The following is a 25,545-nucleotide window of genomic DNA, read 5'->3' on the forward strand; positions in this document are numbered from 1 at the left end:
TATTTTGATATCCTACTTCAACTCCAGCTATCCCGAAAATTTCGCCACATTCAGTCGCAAATTCCAGAATCTCTGCAGTGTTGTGCTGCACAGGTAGAACCACAAAGACCAAAAAAAAACAGTACAGATTGTATCGTTATAAACAGTGCAGCAATTACGGAAAAAGACGAAGCATATTACTTACATTCATTTACAACGAATGTGAATAAAAAGGATTTAAACCATAATCTTCTGTGTCACTCATATTAAAAAACTGATAGTAACTCCCTTTTTCCGTCTCGAAAATCGTCTCTTCCACAAAAACTTCAACCGAAAGATGTTCCAGGGGTTCATAATTTTTTATCAGCTGTCCACTTTCGATCATAACATTGATCTCATCGATTACCATATTGGTCTCATGCAGTAAAAATTCATGGTCAAAATAAGTATTATGATCAAAAAATGGCAACTCCATGACCTTGTCTATCAATTGCGCAAGTTCTGCCGAGCTTGCTATTGGTTTTTGTTCAAGAACTGCGATGTTCGCTAAAATCCGAAGTAATCTTTTTGTGAAAGGATGTCGCTGATTTAGTATTCCCGTGCCATAACCCATGGCATCTTCGTAGGGCTCTTGAAATGGACCGATCTGTGGGAATACATCGATATATTCATGAAGCTCTTCACGGATCTCATATAGCAGCTGCCCGAAATATTCCTCTTCCACGGTCTCGATATTTTCTGCCGCCTTCGTCAATATCTCGAAATATTCAGCTGAACAGGTCGCTACCGAAGGATCCCATCTGGCCTGGATCAGTGGCGGTCCACCAAACCAGGGTGATTCCACAAAGCGGAATGAACAAAAAGTGTGGCTAAGGAATATATAAGACTGAGCCAGAAGACTTCCCGTAATAGCCTGCACTGAGCCTTTTTTCTTATAAAGCTCAGGATAGCTTATATCACTGATAACAAAGGTATCTCCTCTCCAGTCCAGCAGATTCTCGTCCAATTTATGCCGTTCGTCAAACTCCTTCAGGACCATTTCCCTAAACCAGTAGGTATAAGACGGTTGAAAATGGACGGGTCGGCCCATATGGTTTTTCCATGTATCAAATTTTAGGATTCCCTGCTCGTTAACAGTCATCAGGGGGGCATTCTCCAGACCGATGAATTTAATTATTACGCTAAGTGGGACGCGATAAAAGAAAATCAGATAATTGATATACATCATCCTTTTCTTCAGATCAGGATCCATAAGCTTTTCTTTATGTATTTCAATGATATACAGATAGAGTTTCTTTGCTAAAGCCTCGTCCCAAAAATATGTCTGCTGCCTGATCTCGGTCCTGGAAATATTTGTCTGCCTGATATCATTTTTGATAAACTGCACGTGCAATTGGGGAACAACAAACCTTTCCATCGGATAATAATCAAAGAAATCCTCTGACAGGTGTCCTTCAAAGGAACCTCCCTCGACGGAAGTTGGCGGAATCGCTCTTGGAACCAAAATTCCGTCTAGGTAAACCTTGTAAGGTTCGGTCGAATATGAACTTTGTCCATATGGATAATCTCTGCCAGGGTTTGCGTGCTTGTAGGAACTCCAGATGGATCTTATCTTTACTATCCTGTCTTGCGTCCTCTTTCCTGGAAATACCAGTGAATATTCGGGTTTGTTGCTGGGATAACCGGCAATTTTTAAAAATGGATCTTTCGGAATTATAAAACTGACGGATCCGGTAACCCCTTCCATTTTCAGATCATCATGGATCGAAATCTGTTTTACCGTGAAATGTTCCCTGGCAAGTTTCAGGCTCTGTGGTAAAAAAATCTTGCTGAAATCAATTGCGGTATCCAACCTGTGAACTTCATATCCAGGGTAACTATCTGTTTTATCGAGCGGGTCAACAATAACAGTACTTTTGCCTCCTTCCTTGATATATATCGGAAAATCAATATATCCCGTAAGATTTTTCAGATAAGAAGTGATATCAATCCGTGGATCTTCATCAACTTTGCCTCTGATCTTATTCTTTGAAACATAAACCGTTACTGTGGTTCCCACTGGCTCGTACTCGTGGTTGGTTGCAGATACCCGGAACTGCTGGTCAACGTGGGGAATATCAATATTTATAACCTTACTGTCACTTTTAATGTGTGGATCTTTAAAGGTACTGATATGGACCTTGTCGGCAACCATGAAACAGCTCAGGATACCCACACCAAATTTGGAAATCGGATCCATCTCCAACCCCAGCTGTTTGAATTCATCGCTTCCATAGTAGCTTTTTCCGGCAATACTCAGATAATTTTCAATGATATACTGATCCATTCCGATTCCATCATCCTTAATAGAAACGGTCAAGAGATCATCCCCTGCGTCTTCTACCTCTATTGAAATTCTTCCAAAATTGCTCACGGTCGCACCTGTATTTTTTTCGATCCATTCCTTACGCATGCGGATGGCATCAATTGAATTCTGAACAAGCTCACGGATAAATACATATTTGTCCCCACTGTAAATCTCTTCGCTAAGTACATCAAACATTTTGGTTCTATCGAACTGAAATTTAATTAGGATAGGGTCAAATCCCAATGCCCGAACATTCCACTTGATATCAAAAATATTAAGATAGTATCTTTCGCTTGGATCATCTTTCAGCAAGTCATTACAGCCCACAAGCTGCTCCACGCAGAAAGTTCGCAGATCCTCTAGTTCGGCATAGACCTTATAATCATTGGTCTGCCCATCGACCTGTATCAGACGCCCATTCTGAAATGCCACAGTGGCAAGAGAATTTATCGCGAAGTGCTTTGACCACTCCATTTTGGAACGGTATGACTGTGGTGCTGTATATTTATAGATCGCATAAGGTGTGCGTTCATTGGTGATATCAAAAAGGTCAATCAGGCGAAGATAGATAGCTACCGCCCTGAGGTTTACCCGTTCGCCCTTAACAATATAATTCAATGGATAATCATCCTGATCCCTGAGCTCCTTGAAATCCAGCCAATGTCCGATACACACTCTCGCGGCTGCCTCTCCTATTCCATTATCAATCGTCTTAAAGTATTTTCTAACTCGTTGTGCGCTTCTTTCCGCATGGGTCTTCCTAATGTATTCCTGCCATGTGAAATCTGAAATCTTATCAGTTTTTTCGCCAAAAACTTCAAGATGTCTGGCAAATCGGTTATGCTCGGAATTGAGCAGCGCATATTCCTCAGGGCTGCTACCGGGGCGGTCTGCTATGGCATCTTTTTCGGCCTGTGATACAGCCATCCCCCAGTCGTGTCCAAATATTGACAGACACAGGATCAGTAGCTCGGCCGCATTGAGCCGCTCAATAAGTTCATGTCCCAAAATCTCCTCGGCCAGACCAAGTAAACGGCGAAGATGAAACTCTTCCTCGTGTGGTGTGTATTCAGGAAAAACCTGGCAGATAAATTTGACATGCTGGCTTACTAATCTTTTGAAAGCAAGAAAAATATCCATATAATCACTAAATGCCAATTTTTCCGCAGATTTATTTTGTAGAGCTGTAAGAAGAAATGAATCCTCTACCATAACAGCATCAAGTTTGTTCATAATTCTAAATAGTATCGTGTTAATAGTTGAGCTTAAATGTAGTGAAATAATCATTATCCAAAGCCTGAAAAAGGTTGAATTTTCAATAATCTTCTGCCTTTATTTCATGATTATGGCATACTATTTCCAGCTTGCCCTGTTCTAAGAGATAATCAGTCCGCTCACTCTAGCAAATGCCTCTAGGTACAGTACATCCATTTTCTTCGTGCCCCAGTCCACCTATAACTAATAGGTACGATTACTGATATCACTACTGAATGGAGACCAATTTTCTATAGTATCATAATAAGATGAACTGACCATAATTTTCTTTGCTTCTTCGCTTCCATTCTTCCACTCCAGCTCTATATATTTTGAAGAACCCTGGGCAGAAAGAAGACAGCAAAATAAAAGGTCCAAAATAAAGATTGATCTTACAAATAAATTACTCATAATGGGTCATCGTTATTTTATCGAAATCCGATCCATCTTCATCGATCCTTTGTCTAAAATACCTTTTGGTCAATTTAAAAACAGCACCTTCACTGGTAATAAATATAAAAAAAGAGACGTTAAAAAATAAACGTCTCCCTAAGCGAGAGAGGGAGCCCACTCGAACTACTTCTGCCATTATTATCATTCTTTGAAACCTTGAAATAGAATAACAATTCGATTCTGTATTGTTTCAGATGAATCAAAGTTTGTAACCGGTGAATTATTGGTAATAGACGGAGGACTTAAAACAAGATGAAATCTTTATTGATTGAAGACGTAGATATCATAATAATTACGATAGTATCTATATTTCGTTTTACCGGGGCGTTCCGATTTCGAACACTCATCGGCAGCGCTTTCCGCTATATCTTTCGCCCAGCAAAAGGATGCCGCTCCTATCGCTAACGCGGAAAATAATGGAACTGAAGGACTATAAATCGCGGGCTCAAATCATGGTTGATGTCATGGAGTATGAGCGCATAGAAGAGGTCATGCAAAAAGCCACCAAACAGGTGGCTTTCAAATTAAAAATTTCAAAATTCCAAGATTTTAATTGTCTTTCAAATTTTCATTCTCTAAGGGAAGTCCTATAAATAGCCTAAAAATAACCTCACTTTTCTTATTCAGTTATTGATTGTAACTCTCTTTATTTCGATATCGTCCGATAGCATGGAACAATTCCATTGTTCCATGCTACCCGCAATCCCCACAAGAAGTGTTTAGGTAATCTATCTTTAAAAATTATTTTTCTCGATAACAAAAGCTTTCAGCTCCGCTATCTTTCCATCCTCGAATCGCCAAAGATCACAATAATCAAAATGTTCATATTGTCCATCTTTATTTTTTAGTCGGATTCCTCCGGTTACCATCACAAAATCGCCATCTTCGATAGTTTTTTCCACGCTGAATACAGGAGGCTCATAATAGAATTCTTTCATATAAGCCCGTACTTCTTCTTTCCCATTAAGGGTACGCTCCCCAACAAATACCCATTTTGTTCCTGGAGTACAATAAGCTAAAAAACTTTCATAGTCGCCCTCTGAAACAAATTCATTGGCCTTGTGTAAGATTGTTGCATTTTTCATTTTTTTCTGTTGTTTTAAGTGATCATTTTTTGCCTGCGCACTTATATTGCATGCTACAAGCATTAATATGATGATGATTAATGATTTTCTCATACCTGAAGATTGTACTGAATCGATCCTAAGTTAACTTATACCGATCTCTTCAACTACATTGATTCCGAATCCTGATAAACGGCTGATAATATCATCCGATGAAACAATATTTTCAGGAAGATACAGACCTCCCGCTTTCTGTACGGACTGCCCTTTTAGACCTAATATACTTTCTGCTATCAAATATATACCCACGGCAGTGAGATGGGAATTCCCTCTTGGCCCGGAAACTATCGTGCGAAGCTTAGTCCTTTCCCCGGACAATAAAGTTCCTTCAATCTCAATGTACAAATCATGCGATGCCCCCAAACCTTTGCTGCTGCCTATCGACTCCCCGACAATAAAATCAAATCGAATATTTGAAGCATCGGTAAAAGCTGCGATACTGGGAACATCCAAGGTACCCATTGGATAGCCCAAAACTTGTGAATGATCATGCAGATCGATCAATCTCGCATGATCTCTCGACTCTACTGATAGCCAGCTCCCATCCTGGCGAATAAGTGCCTTACCGACGAAACCTTTTACTTCTTCGGTGACCAATGGCCCAACAGGGTCTTTCGGATCATATAATCCTGCAATCTCTACCTTGTCTACCCTGCTAAATCTAGCTGACAGATGTTTGACTACAAGTGTCAATAGTCCCCCTTGCCAATGTCCGGCAAATACTATCGGCGCAGAGATCCTTTTATGTAAGCTTAGAAATACCATCGGAGAAATTTGATCGGCTAATTCACTTACAGATATACAAGAAATGCCATTGGTTAAAGCAGTTTCCCTCAAAACATTCCTGTGATCGTCTAATGCGGAAATGATCAGGTCAATTTTTCCGAAGTCGCTTAAATCAAAGCTTTCATCCAGATTAATATAGGCTGTTTCAGCATTTGTCAATTCATTTATTAACATTTCACCACTTTGGGGATTTCGACCTGCAAGAATGAGTTCAGCAGTTCTATCTTCATTTCTGATCAGACGCGCTATGTTACTGCCTACTTGGCCGTAACCGCCAACAATTAAAATTCTTTTTTTGTTTAATTCCATAATGCAATATTAAATTAGGTCAAATGACCTAATGCAAATATAGGTCATTTGACCTAATTATAATTAATTTTTAATATTTTATTTTTAATTTTACCAGATGGACAAAAAAGAAGAGCGACTACATCAGATCTTATCGACGACGATCAATATACTTACCGAAAAAGGTGCCGAAAAACTTTCCATGAGAATGGTTGCTAAAAGTGCAAATATATCGCTAAGTAACCTTCAGTATTACTATAAGGATAAAGACCTCCTCTTCATCGCCACGGTTGAATTTTACTTTGAAAGCTGCAAGAAAGAACTTACCCATGCCATTAAGATGTTAACTGAAGGCAGCACCCCGGATAAAGATATTTTCCTGGAAAAAGTACTGAGTATGCTGCTGATTGATAGCAAATCAAGCCATCAAACTTTGATGTTCCAAGAAATATGGACTTTGGCTGCCAGAAACAAAGAGTTGCAAAAAGCTGTAGAAACATATTATAAGACATACTGTATTTGGATGATTGATCTGATCTCTAAATTTTGCAGTAAGCCGGATGAAATTGTAAGTTTCCTTATACCTTTTGTAGAAGGATATACCATTGTTCACAACGTTATTCCTCTTACCAAAGAAAAAGTCATTGAAATGATGCTAAAACTTATTTCAATTGTGGAAAGATAAATTAGGACGAGATAAAAAGTAACAAATATTCCTTTCTACATTTTTGCTTGGGTAAATGCCAGAAAAAAGGTTTCAAAAGAGGATGCGGAAAATATCGCTTCTCTACCTAACTTTAACTAAATCAAATTTTGACTGGTTATTTTTCCATGATTTTCTTTCTATGATTACGTCCCCAATTTGAAATAGTTAGAGTCAATTCCCGCAAAGTTTGCCCATAATCTGTCAGCTCATAAACAACTGATAGCGGCTGGGTATTGGTAACCGTTCGGCTGATTAACTGATTAATCTCCATATCTTTCAATTCTCTACTCAACATCTTACCAGAAATACCTTTTACTTCACGCAATAACTCAGAATAACGCATAGGCTGATAACATAAACAGGCTATTATGGATACTTTCCATCGTCCTCCGATAACATCCATCGCATCATGAATACACAATATATTGTAACTACATTCTTTAACAGGGCTGTCTATATTTTCTCCAGCGATATTTTCCATAATTATACAATTTACTAAGATGGTTACCCAAATGTCACCATTACTTTTTGTCACAAAGTTACAAAAAGTCACCATCGGATTATACCTTTGCTAAAGAAAAAAAAGTTTTTACAAAATGGAATTATTAAAAGATTTAAACTGGCGATACGCAGTTAAAAAGTATAGCACTGAAAAAGTGGATGAGCAAAAGATAGACTTAATTCTTAACGCAATTAATTTAAGTGCATCCTCCTGCGGATTACAGCCCTATCGCTTATTTGTGATCTCAAATGAAGAACTGAAACTTAAATTGAAGGCAGATTCATTTAACGGACAGATTGCAGAATCTTCACATCTCTTTGTTTTTGCCGCTTATAACAAAATCACAACGCAAAACGTACAAGATTTAGTTTATCTGACATCTCAGGTAAAAAATGTATCAATTGAATCGTTAGATGGATTATTTGTCTCCATTGATTCATTTTTTAGAAGTAGAACCGATGAGCAGAACAGACACTGGGCAGAGAAACAAACCTATATCGCATTAGGAACAGCACTTGTTGCTGCTGCTAACTTACGGGTTGATGCGACACCTATGGAAGGTTTTGATTCCGAGCTTTTCGACAAACTGTTAGGTCTTGACGAAAAAGGATTACACAGCACAGTTATTCTTTCTCTTGGATATCGTGATGAAGCAAACGATTATTTAGCGAGCACGAAGAAAGTCAGAATACCGTTAGAAGAAATGGCACATACTGTAAACTAAGTTATCTCAAATAGAAAGAGATGTTTATTGAACCAACATCTCTTTTTATCTAGGGAACTTCTTCTTGGTATACTTTAGATTCCAGTCATAACTTTTGTGATAATGTACTTAAATGTATATAGGACTACTCCCATCCTACACTTTTCAATAGCCTGTTTTCTCACTTTATACCAATGTAATGTCACTGATCATATTCCTCGCAAAACTGAACTTTCTTATGTGTGCGTTAATAATTGATAGATTGTCACCGGGTAGGCTTCTGTTTTATAAGGATAATTCAAAAAATATTTGCCTGTTTTACCCTGAAGGTAGATTTTACCGTATCCCTCGAGTCAAAAAAAATTAGCGGAAAACTAAAATCAGTAATAACTGTTTTAGTATTACTTTTCATAAAATAGGTTAATATAGTAGAAAGCCTTGGGTTCCCAGCCCAGGGCTTTTTCATTAATAAATTCATCAGAGTAATGTTTTACTTCCTCTGGATGACAATCCCGCCGAACCTTGCTTCCTGCACGATGAACTCTTTACCATCGATCAGGCAGAGGAATTCAGATTTAGAGTCATCTTCCCCCAGTACATTGCCGTGTATGTCTTTATAAACAATCTTCAGTCCGCCGGATAGGTCTGTATTGTAAAATTCAAGAAGCATTCGGTCCGGACTGTATTTATCTTTCGATGAACAGATACTGCAGATATATTTGGGGTAACGTGGATTATATTTCACTTCTTTTGTGCAGTTTGAACAGAACTGTTTGACCTCCCCTGCTTTTAAGTCCGGATGGATAAATACTTTTTCCCATGCATAGATTTTTTCATGCTGTCCATAGCTGAGCTCTTTTTCTTTTTTTAAGCTGTTGAAAGTTTCGATCACTTCTCTTGAAAGCACAAAAGGCTGCAGAGATTGCTGGTGATCAATACTAAGTGTCCTGAACCAATTGGGGTCTACCGTAATTTCTTTCCAGAAATCTTCGATATTTAAAAAGGTGCTAAGCTTTGCCGGAATACTTTCTGACTCTCTGTCATTTATACTGTATCTGAGGATTTCAAAATGCTTTCCGGTATAGATCAGTTTATAGCAGTAAAACTCATCGAAAAATGAAATAATTGGTACTTCCTTCTTGAGGACAGCTTTATGAATGGATTCAAGATCGGATAAGCTTAATTTTTCCGTCTCTTTGCGCTGGGATTCCTTTTGCAATTTTAAAGTGGAATAATGTCTTTCCAGCAGGTTCTCTCTCCTATCTGCTGTAAACGCCAGGGATTCTCCTGAGCTGATAAGTGTTCCCATCTCTGTATCGTAGAGCTTCTCAGCAAAAAAATCATTATTCCTCACTTTGTCATGGATCCTTTGGGAGATAAGCCGTAGTTTTCCGTCGAGGCTGTAGGATTCTTTGAGGCCATAGTCAAAGTATTCCTTATAATCATCGCTGGAAAGAATTTGGAGTGACTGTAGATTTATAAGATACTGCTTTACTTCACACTGTACGCCGGATTTTGAAGAATCCTCTTTGCCCTTGATGGTACTGACCACAAGAAGTCCTGACTCAAAGTCTATAAAAGTCTGCAGGATCTCCCTGCCTTTATCAGGGGAAAGCTCAAAATTACCGTGCTGGCATTTCCTAGGTCTGAAAAAACTGCTTTTTAGGATTTTCATGATCGTTTGTTTCTGCAAAAATAAAAAGAACTTTATTAGGGCGTCCTCTTCGGGGGGCTTTTCTTTCCAATCTTTTCAGCATGAAAAGGTTTTCATTGCAATCCCTGACGCTTAACATCTCTTTGGTCAAATAAATCAATATCAGAGGAGCTTAGAAAGAAGATCGTTTTTCTAACGATCTAATATTATCAAGTTTAGAGTCCGTTCACATCGCAATTTCAATTTCACCGTGAGAAATCTTATCGATATAAAGTTGTAGTACCATTGATATCTTATTCTTTTGCTCTTAGTCAAATAGAATGACAGGAAATAGCTTTCAATTCAAAAATTTTAATTATTTTTATAAGAAAGCTATTTAACCTATGTATATTTCAAAAATATCAATTGAGGGATTTCGTAATTTCCCTCATAATGAGATTTTATTCAATGATGGCGTAAATGTAATAATCGGCCATAACAATTCCGGAAAGACAAGCCTAATAAAAGCGATCAGTCTGGTCATCAACAGTGAAAGCTCCAGACGTCTTGAAATGGACGATTTTTCTAAAAGCTTGACATTGGAGCAACTTAAAAATAACCCGCCAGCTGTAACTATTACTTTAACATTCAAAAAAAGTATCGATGAACCCGCCAATAGTGAAGATCTTGTCACTGTATCAGATTGGCTAACTGTACTGAATGCTGATTATGAGGCTAAATTGACGTATAGATTTTTCCTCCCAGTAGATAAACACGATGAATATGAAACTGCATTAGCAGACTGTGAAACGAAAGACAAAGCATGGCAGGTTATTAAGCAGGATTATCTAAGGTTCTATACCTACAAAATTTACGGAGGAGATCCTACCCTCCTACAGACAGCGGATTCAGATTCTTTACAAAAATTTGATTTCCAGTTTTTGAATGCAATAAGAGATGTTGAAAGAGACATGTTTACTGGCCGCAACACGATGCTACGTGAAATTCTGGATTTCTTTTTGGATTACGACATAAAATCAACAGATGAGGCTGTAAAGTCAAATGAGGAAAAAGTAGCGGAAATCAAAGCCGCAAAACAGGTCTTCTCAGACCAGGCTGCTGCGTTGATTACGGAACTCCAGCGCCGGATGCGTGCAGGGAAAGACCAGATATTAAATTATGCAAGGCAGACAGGTGCAACTTTTAATAACGCTACTCCTGACTTCGACGGAGGAATTTCTGAAGTTGAACTTTTTTCCGCACTAAAGCTAATAATTGGCTACGCGGGGCTAGATATTAAAATCCCTGCTACACATAATGGGCTTGGTTATAATAACTTGATCTACATGTCTCTTCTACTTGCAAAAATGCAGGTAAATTCTGATGGAAAATATCTTGGTAGCAATGCGAAGGTTTTCCCAGTACTGGCTATCGAAGAGCCAGAAGCACATCTTCACCCTTCCATGCAGTATAAGTTCTTGAAATTTCTAAAGGAAAACAGACTTGAACGAAAGGTAAGACAGATTTTTGTGACTACGCACTCAACACAGATAACATCGGCTGTTTCATTAGATGATATCATATGTCTACATAATCTGGGCAATGAGATCGTAGCAGGATATCCAGGAAAATGCTTTGCAGATAATGACGAAGGCCGGGAATCAAAAGCCTACGTTCAGAGGTTCTTGGATGCAACCAGGTCCGACATGCTGTTTGCACAAAAAGTGATTTTTGTTGAAGGACTCGCAGAACAGGTCATACTTCCAACACTAACGAAGTATATCGATATTGATATTGCAGATCACCATATTGCGATTGTTCCAGTGGGAGGAAGATACTTCGATCATTTCCTACAGATTTTTGATTCAACCCGGCCTTTTACGATACCTAAAATGGTATTAGTATTAAAAGACAGGGATCCGGAAAGAAAGCGTAAGGCAGACGGAAGCTTTGGGAAATGCTACACCTTTGATGTAGGTCAAAACGCAGCTTTATATGATTATCGTAATCATATAGAAGACAAATTGGAGACCTACCAAGCTCATCCAAATATTAGGTTTTTCGGCCAAAACCATAAAAATGGAAAAACATTTGAATACGAACTTATGCTTTCCAACCTTCAGAATGATATCCTTCTAACTCGGTCGATTTCAAACAAAGATGAATTAAATGATCTAATACAATGGTACAACGATGGTCGCCCTGAAGTTGATCTTCTCAATAGAATGAGGGATAGCCCAGCCTCAAGAACATTCAGGGCAGCACTTGAAGGTTTAGCTGATAATACTTGGACGCAGCAAGAAAGAAAGGAGGTAATACTGGCATTTAGATATCTTTCGTCCGTAGGCAAGGGTGAAAATGCGTTGGAACTGGCAACATTGCTTGAAGAAAATCTTCTTCTTCCTGAAATGGCAGTAAATCCAGAAGATAAAACACGAAAGATCTTTAATGTACCTGATTATATTCAACAAGCAATTCACTGGATATGCCAATAACAACAATTACCTCAGAAACCATTATAGATACTGAGGAGCATTTTAGAATATTTGCAGGACCTGGCGCAGGAAAAACACATTGGCTTGTAAATCATATGCGCCATCTGCTTCAAAGTTCCAACAAATTTGGTGCAACAAAAAAAATTGCATGTATTACATACACAAACGTGGCCGTCGAGACGATCGTAAAAAGGCTACAGTTCGGTGCAGACAGAATCGAAGTTTCAACGATACATGCCTTTCTTTATAGCAATGTCATAAAACCATATATTGGATCCATTGCCGAAGAATTTGGCTTCAATGCTATAAAAATGGACGGTCATGAGGAACATAGAGCCAGTCGGAGCAAAATTACCGAGTGGCTAGATGAACACCCAGGAGCACCTAACCTCAGAAATCCGTATACGCTCAATCAATTAAAAGCTCTTCCTTACTTTATGACAGGGCTAGCAAACTGGCTTTCAACAATAGACTATAAATTAAATGGTGATCAGATTGTCCTATCAGTAGATAATAGTAAAGCTTACTATTTTATGCCTAATGGTACACGAAGAAATTTTGGAGCAGCAAACTGCCTAAATATATTGGCTACTGATCTGCTGTCCTACAAAAAATTATTCTGGGCAAGAGGAGTCCTTCACCATGAAGACGTATTATACTTTTCCTATATCCTACTAACGCGCTACCCTTTCATCGTAGAGGTTCTGAAAACAAAATATCCCTATTTCTTCATTGATGAATTTCAGGACACAAGTCCTATCCAGGCCAGAATATTGAAACTAATCGGTGCGAGTGGCACTGTTACCGGTATAATCGGTGATATAGCCCAGTCCATTTATAGCTTTCAGGGAGCAGAACCCGCACAGTTTACAGATTATCATTTGGAAGGTTTAAAGGATTATAGAATTATCGACAATCGAAGAAGTACAAATGAAATCGTCGGCATCCTCAACCACATCCGAAAGGACATGGGACAGGAACCTCTTAGAAACGTTCCAGGTGAAAGATGTAATCTCCTAATCGGAAACTATAGACTTGCAAGTGAATTTGCACAGGGAATTTGTGGCGATAACCTTACCATCCTTTCATGGGACAATATTACTGCACGCGAGCTCGGATCTCAAATGGTAGCAGATAGACCCGATCACAACCTTGTAGAGGATTTACAGGCGATTGACAATTCTGATAGACGTAATGCAATTTTATCCTGTATCAGTGCCGCAGAATTTGCAAGAGAAAAGCGGTTTAAAGATGCTTTGAAAGAAATGTCGTATAATTACCTTCATATCAGAAACAAAAATGACCGAAAAGCTATGGCGTTGGATGGACTCTCAAAGCTTTTGTCAAAATATGATGAATATCACGATCAACCGCTTTTGGATTTCTACAATCATGTGCGCACTGATGTAAGGAATAATTTTCCTGCCATCACCAGAGGAAGGGCTAAGGAATTCTATGAACGCTATTCTTTTCAGCAACTAGCAGTTTGCATAAGAATCGATAATGAAAGATCGCCAAGTAAAACCATTCATAAATCCAAAGGAGATGAATTTGACAATGTTCTGGTGGTTCTGAAAAAAGAGGAACATTTTGATTTTTTGGTTCGTCAGACCTTAAGAACAGAGGAGCACAGAATATTTTATGTAGCGGTTAGCCGGGCACGAGAAAGATTATTTATATCTGTACCAACATTGGAAGAAGGTAAACTGCGGCAAATTGAGCATCTCTTTGAAATAAATAATCTATAAAAATTGGATGGGGTACTACCCCGTCTTTTTAGGTATTAATTAACTCATTTTATTGACGTCCTGAGTAAATTTAAGATCTTTAGAGATCTTGCTAAGCGCTGTCTACAGGCTATATATGTATTTTTAGAAGAGCAGGTTTACAATTACTATATTTATTCTGTTTCGCTAATCCTAAATAGGAGAAACAAAAAATAATTCGGAAAACCTTAAGATACAATAGTACCTCCTCTTTCATCAATTACATAGATATTTAAAACACTAGTATGAAAATTTGTACCTTTGAGAAATTAAAAGTTGTTCTTTGGAGTCGCTGAAATATATACTTCCTAAATCTGCTGAAATATCTTATAGCAAATTCATGGCAGTAATTTAAAACATCCTTATAGGTTTAAAGTAATTTGGAAGAGATGGGTTAGAATCCCTCTCTTTCCGTTGAGACGTAAACGCGCAGTTTTAGGCATGGAAAATAAGATTATGGCATAATCTTGCAAAATGCTGCATCGGTTGAAAACGGCTCTAACAGGGTTAAAAACAAAGAAAGTTCCAGTCCCTCACTTGCATGTTAAAAAAGAAATTGTAAAACATGTAATTAAAAATACATTTCTTTTATAAACAAAATTGGAGCTGATTTATTATCAACTCCAATCTATTAAATATGTATTTCAGCTATTATAAAAGTCCGAAAACTTAATAAAAATCAATATGGCAAGAGGATTCGAACTTGAATTACAAATCACAAAATACTGAAAACCAATATATTGACAATTATACTTCTTAAAATATTAGGACAAAAGTTCGAAAAATCGCTCCCGTCAACATATCGCAAAAGGATTCGAACTCTCCGAACACCAACACAAATATCTAATAATCAAACATTTAATTTCAAAATCCAATTCAAATCTTGTATCAGACGGTTCGAAGATAATCCTTCCAAGTTCACAAAAAGAACTCACAATTTCTATTGTGGGTTCTTTTTTGTTTTGTAACTTTTTTTTTCAAAATCTTAAAAGCTTGTTTACACTTTTCAGAAACAAGGATTTCGTTGCTAATTCATTAACTTTTTTCTTTATCAAATATTTTCTTTATTTTTAATCATCTGATTTAAGACCTTTAAAAAGATGGCAACACCGTCGGAACTATTAAAAAATTTAGACTACCTTCATCCGCTTAACGATGAAGAGCGTGACGCCCTATCTAAAATTGGCAAACCACTATTTCTTTCAAAAAAAACAAAATTAGTTGAGTCAGGCGATTTATTTGATCACGTTTTTGTACTTACAACTGGCTTATTGCGTTGGTATTTCGATTCTGATGATGGTACCGAAAATAATGTTTTTTTCACCTCAGAAAAGGAACACGCTATTATAGCCGGAATTCCGGAATATTATGACGACCAAAAGCAGACAAAATACACGATTGAAGCGCTTGTGGATACTCAATTATTGTTGTTCCCAAAAGATCAGTTCGAGGAACTGGCTTTTCAGCATAAAGGCATTTTTCAGTTTTACATTAAATCGCTGAAAGTGATCATCGGTACTTTACGCAATCGTACAGAGCAATTGTGCAGCGATTCTCCGAGCGCTCGCTATGAAGTTTTCTTAAAAAATCGCCCTTACATTACAAGGAATGCAAACCGTAAGTATATTGCCAATTTTTTAGGAATTACACCCAATTCTTTATCCAGATTAACAGCCCGCATACAAAAAAAACCGCCACCGGAAAAATAACTTAAGAATAGTTTTTCAGAGTTTCTTCGTTTTAATTTTGCACTGTACAAAAAACTGTATCACAGTTGATTGTGCAAAAAGTATGATTTAAAACAAAAAAAACAATGAACAAAAAAATTCTAAGAATAGCTTCAGTAAGCTTATTCATGCTGTTAGCAAGTAACTCCGTAAATGCCCAAACTCAACCAGTAGAAAAAATTGGCACTTACATTACCCAAGAAATGTCATTTCTTAATATGACACCGTTACAAGCACAACAGATTTATGAAATCAATGTACAAGCTGCTGCTGCGGTAGAAAATTTAGACCAAAAAAGTTTTGCTCAAAATTCTTCACAAAAAGAAAATTTCGAAAGTTTTACAAAAATTTTAAAAGAAAGAAATCTTGCCTTACAGGAAATTCTTTCACCTGCACAGTTCCAGCTTTTTCAGGAAAATAAAATCGCAAGAGCCGCTACTTTCAGAACGATGGTTATGGCACGTATGCTAGATCTAAGCAACGACCAGTTGACACCAATTTTCAACATTAATCAGAAAGTAGTAGAAAACGTAAGAAAAGATTTAGACATCTACTTTTCTGCAAATAACAATAGAGGTAAAAACACTGCTCAACGCAAACTACACAAAGCATTGAAGAAAGCCGACAAAGCTTTTGACCAGATTTTAAGCCCACAGCAAATCACCACTTATCATGAAAATGCCGATCTCTTACGCAGTGTACTTCGTGAAGAATACGGAACTAAAAATTAGTTTTTTATCATGCTTTATGATTCTCGGTATTATCTTAACTGATATGCCGGGATTTTTATCCCAATTATTTTATTATGCAAAAATTACTTACAATACTGTGTGTATTCCTGTGTTGCGGCCTTTCGTATGCTTCCACAGGAACTTTAGAAGATACTATCGCAGATACAGCATCTTGGCTTATCATGCTTATTTTACCATTTGCCGGAATATTTCTTTTTTGGAAAGTTCATATTTATCCTGAAAAAGTGGCGGAAAAGAAAAACCATCCACAATTAAACGCCATCAAAAGCATGTGCCTGCTTTCACTGGTATTTGGCGGTCTTCTTTGGCCGGTTGCTTTAATATGGGCAAACTACGATTACAAAAAAGAAAAAACACCTTCTTCGGATTCAGAAAATATAAATTCTTCAAACGGAAAAGAAGAAATTTTAATTGAAGAAAACCAATCACTTTCAGAAGAAACACAAAATCATTAAGAATAAAAATTATGTTAGAATTACTTATCGGAATATATGCCGGAATTTGCTGGCTTCTCATTAAAAAATTAAAATTAATCCCTTGGAATTTCAACACACAAGTTGTTGTCTATTCCTTGCCAATTTTCGGGTCTATTGCTCTTATTTTGAGTCTGAATTACTTCTGCCCTATTACATCGGATGTAAAAGTAGGTAACCGAAGCGTAGATATTACTACTCAAACTTTAGGAAGAGTAAAAAAGGTATATGTAAAAACCAATCAGGAAGTTAAAAAAGGAGATACGTTATTCACTATTGATCCTTTGCCTTATCAACAAGAAATAAAATCTTTGGAAGCGCAATTGAGCAATATGAAATCTACCGTTTCGTCTTACAATTCGGATATTGATGCTTCACGTAAAAATATTTTGAGTTTACAATCTCAATTGAATTTAAGCAACAAAAGAATAAAGCAATATCAGGAATTGGTGAATGCAGGTGCAGCCAATAAATTTGATTTGGAACAGGCAATGTCAACTTCCCAGGATTTACAATCAAGAATCAGTGCAGCACAGGCTCAGAAATCATCTTTAGAAACCAAATACAACTCTAATTACAACGGAGAAAACGCTTCAGTTTCAGAAATCAAAGCCAAATTAGAACAAGCAAAATGGAATCTTTCTCAAACTGTGGTTTTAGCACCAACAGACGGTTTTATTCCCAACGTACAGCTGAACGAAGGTGCAATCATAGCGCCGTTCAAATCTGCTTTTGTTTTAATTCAAAAACAACAGTCTATTATTGCATTCTTTTCTCAAAATGAGTTGGAAGCTGTAAAAAATGGTGATGAAGTAGAACTTGCTTTAAAAACCTCACCCGGAAAAGTGGTAAAAGCAAAACTGGAATATGTAATCGATGCAACAAGCCAGGGTATTATGAACAATGCAGGAGGAATGTTTGGTGGCAACGGAACAACAGCCGGAATCCCAGATACCGCGAGACAATTGCCTGAAACAGACGGGAAATTGATTGCAAAATTTGTTTTAGATGAAAAAGAAAAACCATTAACAGTTGGTGCGCGAGGTACAGCTGTTATTTATTCTGATAACATTAAACCTTTACATTTGATAAGAAAAGTGATGGTGAGAGTGAACAGTAAAGTCAATTACTTAATTCTAAAACTTCACTAAAATGCTAAAGAAAATAAGTATTGCAAGCGTTCTGTTACTAACTTTAACCTCTTGTATTGGTTATAAAAATGCAACACCAGAAAAAGTAGAAGATTTAAAAAACACCAGCGAAATAAAAGCAAACATCGAAATTCCTGATAAATGGATTCAAGATAAAGAAACAGACAGCCCCGATTTTTCTTATCAATGGATGAATGAGCTTATTACAACCGAGCTTGAAGTTTTAGTAAAGGAAGGACTTGCCCACAACGCAGATATTATTATCTCTAAAGAAAAGTTGAATCAAATAGAATTGTCGATGGATATTGCAGGAAGCAATCTTTACCCGAGTGTAAATGCGTTGGCAAATACCAGCAACAATCTTGTAAGCGGAACTCACATCGGAAATTTACAGTTAAAAGCCAATTGGGAGCTCGACCTTTGGGGAAAAAATAAATCGGCTGAAATGGTGAGTGTAAGTCAATATTATTCGGCGGCATTTCAACAAAAAATGTTGAAGCAATCGGTTGCTGCAATGATAGCCAAAGCTTACTATCTTAATATTGCAGGGCAATATCAGGAACAGAAAATCAGTCAGTATATTGGTATGACTGAAGACTTGAAGAAAATTTATCTTGTTCAAAATAAGGTCGGAACTGCCAATGAAATTGATCTATCCAACATCGAAAGTGAAATTATTTTGCTGAATTCTTATCTTGAAAAAGTAAAAAATGCCAATTCGCAATCTCGAAGAAGTTTAGAAATGCTTTGCGGAAGATATCCGGAAGGTTTATTAAAAGTTAATGCAGAGTTTTCAGCTTTAAAACAGGAAATTCCAGCCAATTTTCCTTTGAGTCTTTTAGAAAAAAGATCAGATATTATGGCACAACAGTTTCAGATAGAAGCCAGTTTTTATGAAGTTCAGGAAGCAAAAGCGGCAAGATTGCCTTCCATCAACATCAGCGCAGCTTTTGGTGCAGCAGAAACCAATGTAGGAGCTATCAGTAATCTTTTTTCCAATCCTTTGATAAAAGTTGGTGGCGGATTAACAACCCCTATTTTCAGCGGAGGAAAACTGAAAAAGAATGTTGAAGTAAAAACTTCAAAGCAAAAACAGGTGATAGAAGAATATGCAAAATCAGTACTTTTGGCCTATAATGAAGTAGAATCTGCATTAGCCAATCTCAGTTCTATAGAAAGGCAAAATGTTTTTCAGAAACAGGCAATTTCTTCACTGGAAAGGAATGTTGATTTAACGAAAAAACAAATAAAAATCGGCAGCAATAATAGTTTTGTCTTACTCCAAAAACAAAGAGACCTGATAAAAAAAGAGATGAACATCATCGACCTCGACCTGCAACAGCGTATTGAAAGAATCAATCTTTATATGGCTTTAGGAGCCAATGGTCTTGAACATTTTTAGAAATATTGATCTCAGTGGCTTTTCAGAAAGAAAAGCAGACTTGGGATCTTTTTATATATATTCAATTTTAGATAAGATAAAATAAAAACCACTGCAAAAATACAGTGGTTTTCAAATTTATAATTAAAATTATTTCAATCGATAAGAATCACCATTCCAAAGATACGTTTTTGAGGCGTTTTTCTTCTTTTCACGCTCTTTCTCATCTTTTTCCATCTCTTCCGTTTTAAAAATAAAAGCATCGGGAATTCCGCCTTTATCGTTAGGAAAAACAAATTGTTCACTGTGATAATAAACATCTGCATCTCCCACGTTCATCAACTGTGGAAGCACAATCATTTTTTTATCTTTCACCAAAACATATTGGTCATAACTTGCAATTCCACAGGCTTCACCAGAAACCATGGCTTTTAAAGTAAATTCTACATTTTTCAACTTATGATTGCTCTCAATAGTAAAGGTTCCGTAACTCAGACTTTCGGCTGAACCGGTATCGAAAGAAACCTCATCGATCAGTGTATTTCCTTCAACCATTTTAATGGAAGCAATATTTTGCTTGATCACAATCTCAGGATATTCCTTGTCTTTTTTATTAATGGTTTTCGTTAAGCCAAAAAGAAAATCATATCCGTTTTTAGTTCTGTAACCTACACAAAGATTTCCACCCCAAACGTAGCCTTCGGATGTTTTATCACCTTTCTGGTAAGATATTTTGTACCAATTGGCTCTTCTTTCGCCTAATTTCAAAATCGTTTCATCTTGTTTAAGGATCAAAATCTGCTGATTCATTTGTAAAGAATCGAGAATTTGGGCATTCACATTTGGTGACTGTCTGATTCTCGTAAGATCGGTAAAAATTTTCTGCGTTTTATTTTCTTCAAAATGAAAAACTCCGTTTGCATACTCATAATCTTCTTCCTGCGCAGAAAAAAACTGAATGATGCATACAAATAAAACAGTGATGAATGGTTTCATATTAATATTTTACAATTTACTTTTCAAGCAATAAGCTTACCCATTCTTCACGCTGCAGTTTCTTTTTTAGTTCTAAATTATTTTCTTTACAAACCTCCAAAATATCATCAACATCGAAGAAACACAATCCTGAAAGCAATAATTTACCACCTTCATTTAAAACAGAAACATACGTTGGAATATCTGAGATCAAAATATTTCTGTTGATATTCGCTAAAATAATGTCGTAATTTTCTTTGCCTAAATTATCTGCAGTTCCCAATTCGATATCCAATTCTACACCGTTTCTTACAGCATTTTCTTTTGAGTTTTCAACTGACCATTCATCAATATCAATGGCTTGTGTATCTCCGGCTCCGATTTGTTTTGCGTAAATCGCCAAAACCGAAGTTCCGCAACCCATATCTAAAACTTTCTTGTCTTTAAAATCGATATCCATCATTTGCTGAATCATCAAATGCGTTGTTGGGTGATGACCTGTTCCGAAAGACATTTTAGGCTGAATGATAATTTCGTGCATTCCTTCTACAGATTCATGAAATTCTGCTCTGATCAATACTTTATCATCGATATTGATCGGTTCAAAATTCTTTTCCCACTCTTCATTCCAGTTGATATTGGGCATTTCGGTGAAAGTATATTCTATTTTCACTTCTTCATTTTGAAAAAGAGGCAACGCTTTCAATTCTTCTTCTTTGAAAAGCTCTTTCTGAATATATCCTAAAATACCATGAATTTCTTCTGTGAAACTGTCGAAACCTATCTCGATAAGTTCTGCCATTAATATTTCGTTCCAAGGCTGAAGTGGAGAAATCTTGAAATCGAATTCTAAATAATTTTGCATGTGAATAATTTGTTGCAAAAATAAGTATTTAAAAGTTTAAAGCCGATGAGATTTACCCATGAAGATTATAATTGAAAGAAAATATATTTTGGCTGAAGCCATGTATCGTATCAAAACAAAAGCGGGCTAAAGCCCGCTCCTATTGATTTTATTATCTTAATGTAGAAGTTGTTATTATTTATAGCTATCCCGTATTTTTGTTTCACAAAAATCCACCTCTTTAAAGAAGGGGAATTTCGGTGTTTCTAATACTAACTTCTACTATCTAGTTTCTAACTTCTAAATTAAGGATTTGTAGAGAAAATAGAGCCATTCGCGATCAAAGCGCGTCTGTTCATTTTCAAAATATCTCTTACCCATTCTGCGAAATCTTCAGGCTGAAGTACTTTATCAGGGTTTCCGTCTGTTAAGCCTCCTTGAATAGACATATCTGAAGCAATTGTACTCGGCGTTAAAGTAATTACACGAATGTTTTGCTTTCTCCATTCTGCCATCATTGATTGAGATAAAGAAACGACGGCTGCTTTTGAAGCTGCATAAGCCGACATATTCGGTCCGCCTTTCAATCCTGCTGTAGAAGCTACATTTACAATATCACCTTCACCTTTTTCTTTTAAATATGGATAAACAGCTTTTGCTGCATAATACACTCCGAAAAGATTGGTTTTGATTACCTGCTCCCAAGTTTCTGAAGGCATCTCTTCAATAGAACCGAAATCACCGATCCCGGCATTGTTGATTAGAATATCTACTCCACCCAATTGTTCTACAATCGATTCTATTCCTGCTTTTACATGAATTTCATTATCGATACTAAAAACTGCGTATGCTGCATTAACACCCAATTTCTGGATCTCGTCAACAGTCATTTTAAGGTTTTCTTCGTTTCTTCCTGTGATTCCTATATTCACTCCTTCATTCGCAAGAATTAAAGCGATTGCTTTTCCGAGACCTCTTCCACCACCTGTAATGATGGCATTTTTTCCCTTTAGATTCATTATTTAAATTTTTATGATGCAAATTTACGAAACCATTTTTTCAAACAAGTGTTTATATTTTTGATTTAATAAAAATTAATCATCAGGAAATTCTATATCAAATCAAAACAAAACCAACTTACGAATAAGCTGGTTTTTGAAAGTAATATATAAAAAGTAAAAATGATGTAATGGATCAATATATAGACTTCCACCTTAATATTGTATTTTTCAAAATCTAATTTATTTTCCAAGCCGCCATCCCTATATTTTGACCGTTCAGGATCTGAAAGTATTTTTCCTAGGAATATTTTTCTGTAGAATTCCATTTAAAAATAAAGTTTGCAAATTTGAGATCGATGTTTCCATTGTATTCCATTTCGTCTCATTTTCTGTTGTCGATTCTGTATTCTACTTTAACTGTTTCGCTTTCGATAAAGAATTAAGTTTCTTTACGTCTACATTTTTTTGTTTTGTGCAAAATTAGAAAGCTATGACGAACATAGCTTTAATAGGGCTTTAACATATTTTGAACAAATTCTAAACGAGATATTAATTCATAATTAACAACAATGCACAAGCTTTTAGTTAGCAGTGTATTAAATGAATGAATTATGTTTAATATAAAAAGTGAGTTATTTTTAGTATAACTTAATGCCTTTTCTTGAGAAAATAAAAACCACAATTTTATTCAATTTTTTATTTACAAAGTAACGTGTCGCTCCTACGGAGCTTAGGATGCAAGAGGAAATTTTGCTACAAAGACATTGCCTCTACAGAGCAACAAACCACGCTTATTTAAAAAAAAACCGGCCTCAAATGAGACAGATTTTTTTGTTTAAATAATACAATAAATTTATTTGTCTTTCAACTGATCCGGAATATTGGTAGTAACAAATTTTACTCCTTGTTTTTTCAATTCGGTGTAAATTTCAACGTCATTTACCGTCCAGGAATTGGTGATTAACCCTAAAGCATTCGCTTCAGAGATCCATGTCGGGTTTTTCTGAAATACTGAATAGTGATAATCTAATCCGTCTAAACCTTCGTCTTTAATCTGTTGTGGAGAAAGTTCACCTCTTAAATACTGAACTTTAAAATCTGGAGCGATTTTTTTGATCTGCTTGCAGATATTTAAGCTAAATGAAATGTATTCACATTGAGATTCAAGCTTCATTTCTTTAATCATCTTAACGGTTTTTTCAACCATTTCGTTTTCTAAAGCTTCTGTCTTTGCTGGTTTTATTTCTACGATAAGCTTTAAAGCCTTGTCTTTTTTACCCGATTTCAAATAGTCTTTTAGAGTCGGATATTTTTCACCGTTTGAAAGTTTTAGTTTTGCCAGTTCTTTAAAATCTGTTTCAGAAATTTCCATTTTACCGTGATGCTCATCGTGGTTAATAACCAAAATACCGTCTTTAGACATTCTTACATCAAATTCAGATCCGTAAATCTTTAGTTTTTGAGCATTTTGTAATGCTGTAATAGAATTTTCCGTTGTTGGAGGCTGCGTCTGAAAATAACCTCTGTGCGCAATAATTTGGGTTTGTGCATTCATAAAAACTGTCGTTAAAACTGCAAACCCTAAGATAAACTTTTTCATAATATCGATTGATCATTAAAATCTAAAAGCCTTTTTCAGACTTTTAGATAAAATTAGTACTTATTTTTTAGAATGAATATTTTGCTCCGATCTGGATCTGATAAGGATTCCCTGATAAAGGTGCTAAACCGCTGGTATTTTTAGCATATTCAAACTGTTTTGTAACCGGGTCGAATTTGTTTATTCTATACAAAGACATATTTCCGTAAGATTTGTTTACCCCCCATTCTCTGTTAAGTAAATTGGCAAGGTTGAAAATATCAACAGAAAGTTCAAAAGCTCCAACTTTTTCAAACTTAATTTTTTTCGCTACACGTACATCCCAAACTCCGTAGAATCCGTTCTTTCCGCCGTTTCTTTCTGCAATTTGGTTATTGTAATCTGTGATGTAATTTTTTAAAGCTTTCCCAACTTCAGGATCATCAATCAGAGATTGCGTCAGTTGAGGGAAAATGTATGCTAAATCGTTAGTATCTACGAAATCTCCATTAATATTCCCTCCCGAAGTCACCGAGAAACGCGTTCCTCCAATTCCTGAATATCTGATTCCTAAAGTAAATCCTGCAATTGTAGGTGAATTTCCGTATAAAACTACTTTGTTTCTGAACTGGTTATCAGAATAGGTCATTCTCAGATTTCTGGGATCACTTTCTACCAATGTTGACAATGTTGCAGAATTCGCTACGTTTCCGTTGTACGAAGTATTATCTTTAATATCTGACCACGTATAACTTGCCGTAATTTCTCCGTCTTTCCAGTAACGGTAACTTGTATCAACTACAAAAGAGAATTGATTCACTTTTCCGTCACTTACAAGCTCTAAAACTCTTCCAAAATTTTTGTTGATCGTTCCTTCTTTCCAATTCATTACACCATTACTTGCATTGATCGTACTAGCAGGAACAAAAACACCTCTTCCACCTTCGGCATCTAATGTGAAAAAAGGATCTTTTCTCATATTTCTGTCATAATAGAAGTAATTGTTTCTTCCTAAAGCCATATAACCCGCAACTCCTGCTCTAAATCTTTCGTTGAAGAAATGCGTATACGAGATATTTGCTTTGTAAACAATCGGAATTTTCGCATCTTCCCCTGTATAATTAATGGTCGGAAGCTGATATTGAGATAATGTAGGAACAGTATTGTAATCGTTTCTATAACTGTTGAAATCCGGTGTCAAACCAATTTGTGAAGGATTAACGTCAACCGTTGCCAAATGTTTCCCATCAAAAACCAAATTATTGATTACCATATAATTGTTGATATCTGAAGAGAAAATTCCTGCTCCAAATTTCAAGAAATCTTTATTTCCTTCATTCACATTCCACTCAAACTGAAATCTTGGCTGAATAACAAATGATTTAATTTGATTGTCAGTTCTGATCCCCATTTCGTCAAATAATTTCTGATTAAACTGAGCTTTCGGATAACCACCATAATCAAGCCTTAAACCAGCCATAAAATCTAATCCTTTTGCCACTTTCGTCTGGATCTGACCATAAATACCGGCATTCCAAATACTCGACTTCACAGAAGGGTCTTCTACCAAAGGAACTTCTCTGTAAAATCTGTTAGAAATAAGATTATTAAAATTAAACCTGTTGT

The 25,545-nt window shown here is 36.3% G+C and carries 19 protein-coding genes and 1 pseudogene; 9 read left to right on the plus strand and 11 right to left on the minus strand.

Annotated elements, in window-relative coordinates; translation table 11 throughout:
* Positions 1-190 precede the first annotated feature (190 nt).
* From FDY99_RS04045 to FDY99_RS04055, 4 genes are all read right to left on the minus strand, one after another.
* Positions 191-3,559 (minus strand): HD domain-containing protein, encoded by a 3,369-nt coding sequence (locus tag FDY99_RS04045; protein ID WP_162304137.1) that lies wholly within the window; start codon positions 3,557-3,559, stop codon positions 191-193.
* 225 nt (positions 3,560-3,784) lie between these two features.
* Positions 3,785-3,958 carry a hypothetical protein gene (locus FDY99_RS22910; RefSeq protein ID WP_162304138.1) on the minus strand — a complete coding sequence of 58 codons (174 nt, stop codon included), beginning with the start codon at positions 3,956-3,958 and terminating at the stop codon, positions 3,785-3,787.
* Between the two features lie 809 nt (positions 3,959-4,767).
* Entirely contained in the window at positions 4,768-5,211 is a 444-nt protein-coding gene (locus FDY99_RS04050) for a nuclear transport factor 2 family protein (protein WP_228448735.1), read from the minus strand.
* A gap of 30 nt (positions 5,212-5,241) precedes the next feature.
* Positions 5,242-6,252 (minus strand): hypothetical protein, encoded by a 1,011-nt coding sequence (locus FDY99_RS04055; protein WP_139419372.1) that lies wholly within the window; start codon positions 6,250-6,252, stop codon positions 5,242-5,244.
* Between the two features lie 97 nt (positions 6,253-6,349).
* Here FDY99_RS04055 and FDY99_RS04060 point away from each other — a divergent pair, with 97 nt between their 5' ends.
* Complete coding sequence (locus FDY99_RS04060) at positions 6,350-6,916, plus strand: TetR/AcrR family transcriptional regulator (protein ID WP_139419373.1); 567 nt, start codon at positions 6,350-6,352, stop codon at positions 6,914-6,916.
* A gap of 136 nt (positions 6,917-7,052) precedes the next feature.
* Here FDY99_RS04060 and FDY99_RS04065 read toward each other — a convergent pair whose 3' ends face one another.
* Positions 7,053-7,418: a winged helix-turn-helix transcriptional regulator gene (locus FDY99_RS04065; protein ID WP_139419375.1), complete on the minus strand. Its 366-nt coding sequence runs from the start codon at positions 7,416-7,418 to the stop codon at positions 7,053-7,055.
* 115 nt (positions 7,419-7,533) lie between these two features.
* Here FDY99_RS04065 and FDY99_RS04070 point away from each other — a divergent pair, with 115 nt between their 5' ends.
* Positions 7,534-8,163, plus strand: a complete 630-nt coding sequence (locus FDY99_RS04070; protein WP_139419377.1) for an NAD(P)H-dependent oxidoreductase — start codon at positions 7,534-7,536, stop codon at positions 8,161-8,163.
* Positions 8,164-8,632: 469 nt separating this feature from the next.
* On the opposite strand, the gene FDY99_RS23290 is transcribed toward FDY99_RS04070, so the two are convergent.
* A complete protein-coding gene (locus FDY99_RS23290) occupies positions 8,633-9,817 on the minus strand; it encodes a hypothetical protein (RefSeq protein ID WP_228448736.1) in 1,185 nt (394 codons plus the stop codon).
* A 362-nt stretch (positions 9,818-10,179) separates the two neighbouring features.
* Here FDY99_RS23290 and FDY99_RS04080 point away from each other — a divergent pair, with 362 nt between their 5' ends.
* The 7 genes from FDY99_RS04080 to FDY99_RS04110 all read left to right on the plus strand — a co-directional run bounded on the left by FDY99_RS04080 (position 10,180) and on the right by FDY99_RS04110 (position 19,541).
* Positions 10,180-12,270 (plus strand): ATP-dependent nuclease, encoded by a 2,091-nt coding sequence (locus FDY99_RS04080; protein ID WP_167494290.1) that lies wholly within the window; start codon positions 10,180-10,182, stop codon positions 12,268-12,270.
* The gene (locus FDY99_RS04085) at positions 12,261-14,018 is read left to right on the plus strand and encodes a UvrD-helicase domain-containing protein (RefSeq protein WP_139419379.1); all 1,758 of its coding nucleotides are present in this window, start codon (positions 12,261-12,263) and stop codon (positions 14,016-14,018) included. Before FDY99_RS04080 ends, FDY99_RS04085 begins: the two co-directional genes overlap by 10 nt.
* 1,118 nt (positions 14,019-15,136) lie before the next feature.
* A complete protein-coding gene (locus FDY99_RS04090; RefSeq protein WP_139419381.1) occupies positions 15,137-15,745 on the plus strand; it encodes a Crp/Fnr family transcriptional regulator in 609 nt (202 codons plus the stop codon).
* Positions 15,746-15,849: 104 nt separating this feature from the next.
* Positions 15,850-16,494 (plus strand): hypothetical protein, encoded by a 645-nt coding sequence (locus FDY99_RS04095; RefSeq protein ID WP_139419383.1) that lies wholly within the window; start codon positions 15,850-15,852, stop codon positions 16,492-16,494.
* Between the two features lie 74 nt (positions 16,495-16,568).
* Entirely contained in the window at positions 16,569-16,970 is a 402-nt protein-coding gene (locus tag FDY99_RS04100; RefSeq protein WP_139419386.1) for a DUF3302 domain-containing protein, read from the plus strand.
* An 11-nt stretch (positions 16,971-16,981) separates the two neighbouring features.
* Entirely contained in the window at positions 16,982-18,139 is a 1,158-nt protein-coding gene (locus tag FDY99_RS04105; protein WP_139419388.1) for an HlyD family secretion protein, read from the plus strand.
* 1 nt (position 18,140) lies between these two features.
* On the plus strand, positions 18,141-19,541 hold the full coding sequence (locus FDY99_RS04110) for a TolC family protein (RefSeq protein WP_139419390.1): 1,401 nt from the start codon (positions 18,141-18,143) through the stop codon (positions 19,539-19,541).
* Between the two features lie 129 nt (positions 19,542-19,670).
* On the opposite strand, the gene FDY99_RS04115 is transcribed toward FDY99_RS04110, so the two are convergent.
* The 5 genes and pseudogenes from FDY99_RS04115 to FDY99_RS04135 form a co-directional block, all read right to left on the minus strand.
* Positions 19,671-20,516 carry an SH3 domain-containing protein gene (locus FDY99_RS04115; protein ID WP_139419392.1) on the minus strand — a complete coding sequence of 282 codons (846 nt, stop codon included), beginning with the start codon at positions 20,514-20,516 and terminating at the stop codon, positions 19,671-19,673.
* 16 nt (positions 20,517-20,532) lie between these two features.
* Positions 20,533-21,360: a 50S ribosomal protein L11 methyltransferase gene (gene prmA, locus FDY99_RS04120; protein ID WP_139419394.1), complete on the minus strand. Its 828-nt coding sequence runs from the start codon at positions 21,358-21,360 to the stop codon at positions 20,533-20,535.
* 284 nt (positions 21,361-21,644) lie between these two features.
* The gene (locus FDY99_RS04125) at positions 21,645-22,358 is read right to left on the minus strand and encodes a 3-ketoacyl-ACP reductase (RefSeq protein WP_139419396.1); all 714 of its coding nucleotides are present in this window, start codon (positions 22,356-22,358) and stop codon (positions 21,645-21,647) included.
* 835 nt (positions 22,359-23,193) lie between these two features.
* A complete protein-coding gene (locus tag FDY99_RS04130) occupies positions 23,194-23,940 on the minus strand; it encodes a glycerophosphodiester phosphodiesterase family protein (RefSeq protein ID WP_139419399.1) in 747 nt (248 codons plus the stop codon).
* A 67-nt stretch (positions 23,941-24,007) separates the two neighbouring features.
* A pseudogene (locus FDY99_RS04135) lies at positions 24,008-25,534 on the minus strand (TonB-dependent receptor); the annotation flags it as partial.
* Positions 25,535-25,545: the final 11 nt, after the last annotated feature.

The organism is Chryseobacterium mulctrae (genome assembly GCF_006175945.1).
Taxonomy (GTDB): domain Bacteria; phylum Bacteroidota; class Bacteroidia; order Flavobacteriales; family Weeksellaceae; genus Chryseobacterium; species Chryseobacterium mulctrae.

What these genes read in the sequence shown, in the direction of transcription:
- FDY99_RS04070 (WP_139419377.1), top strand. Translation starts at nt 7,534, where the DNA reads ATGGAATTATTAAAAGATTTAAACTGGCGATACGCAGTTAAAAAGTAT.
- FDY99_RS04060 (WP_139419373.1), top strand. Translation starts at nt 6,350, where the DNA reads ATGGACAAAAAAGAAGAGCGACTACATCAGATCTTATCGACGACGATC.
- FDY99_RS04095 (WP_139419383.1), top strand. Translation starts at nt 15,850, where the DNA reads ATGAACAAAAAAATTCTAAGAATAGCTTCAGTAAGCTTATTCATGCTG.
- FDY99_RS23290 (WP_228448736.1), bottom strand. Translation starts at nt 9,817, where the DNA reads ATGAAAATCCTAAAAAGCAGTTTTTTCAGACCTAGGAAATGCCAGCAC.
- FDY99_RS04115 (WP_139419392.1), bottom strand. Translation starts at nt 20,516, where the DNA reads ATGAAACCATTCATCACTGTTTTATTTGTATGCATCATTCAGTTTTTT.
- FDY99_RS04105 (WP_139419388.1), top strand. Translation starts at nt 16,982, where the DNA reads ATGTTAGAATTACTTATCGGAATATATGCCGGAATTTGCTGGCTTCTC.
- FDY99_RS04045 (WP_162304137.1), bottom strand. Translation starts at nt 3,559, where the DNA reads ATGAACAAACTTGATGCTGTTATGGTAGAGGATTCATTTCTTCTTACA.
- FDY99_RS04065 (WP_139419375.1), bottom strand. Translation starts at nt 7,418, where the DNA reads ATGGAAAATATCGCTGGAGAAAATATAGACAGCCCTGTTAAAGAATGT.
- FDY99_RS04055 (WP_139419372.1), bottom strand. Translation starts at nt 6,252, where the DNA reads ATGGAATTAAACAAAAAAAGAATTTTAATTGTTGGCGGTTACGGCCAA.
- FDY99_RS04130 (WP_139419399.1), bottom strand. Translation starts at nt 23,940, where the DNA reads ATGAAAAAGTTTATCTTAGGGTTTGCAGTTTTAACGACAGTTTTTATG.
- prmA (WP_139419394.1), bottom strand. Translation starts at nt 21,360, where the DNA reads ATGCAAAATTATTTAGAATTCGATTTCAAGATTTCTCCACTTCAGCCT.
- FDY99_RS04110 (WP_139419390.1), top strand. Translation starts at nt 18,141, where the DNA reads ATGCTAAAGAAAATAAGTATTGCAAGCGTTCTGTTACTAACTTTAACC.
- FDY99_RS04100 (WP_139419386.1), top strand. Translation starts at nt 16,569, where the DNA reads ATGCAAAAATTACTTACAATACTGTGTGTATTCCTGTGTTGCGGCCTT.
- FDY99_RS04085 (WP_139419379.1), top strand. Translation starts at nt 12,261, where the DNA reads ATGCCAATAACAACAATTACCTCAGAAACCATTATAGATACTGAGGAG.
- FDY99_RS04125 (WP_139419396.1), bottom strand. Translation starts at nt 22,358, where the DNA reads ATGAATCTAAAGGGAAAAAATGCCATCATTACAGGTGGTGGAAGAGGT.
- FDY99_RS04050 (WP_228448735.1), bottom strand. Translation starts at nt 5,211, where the DNA reads ATGAGAAAATCATTAATCATCATCATATTAATGCTTGTAGCATGCAAT.
- FDY99_RS04080 (WP_167494290.1), top strand. Translation starts at nt 10,180, where the DNA reads ATGTATATTTCAAAAATATCAATTGAGGGATTTCGTAATTTCCCTCAT.
- FDY99_RS04090 (WP_139419381.1), top strand. Translation starts at nt 15,137, where the DNA reads ATGGCAACACCGTCGGAACTATTAAAAAATTTAGACTACCTTCATCCG.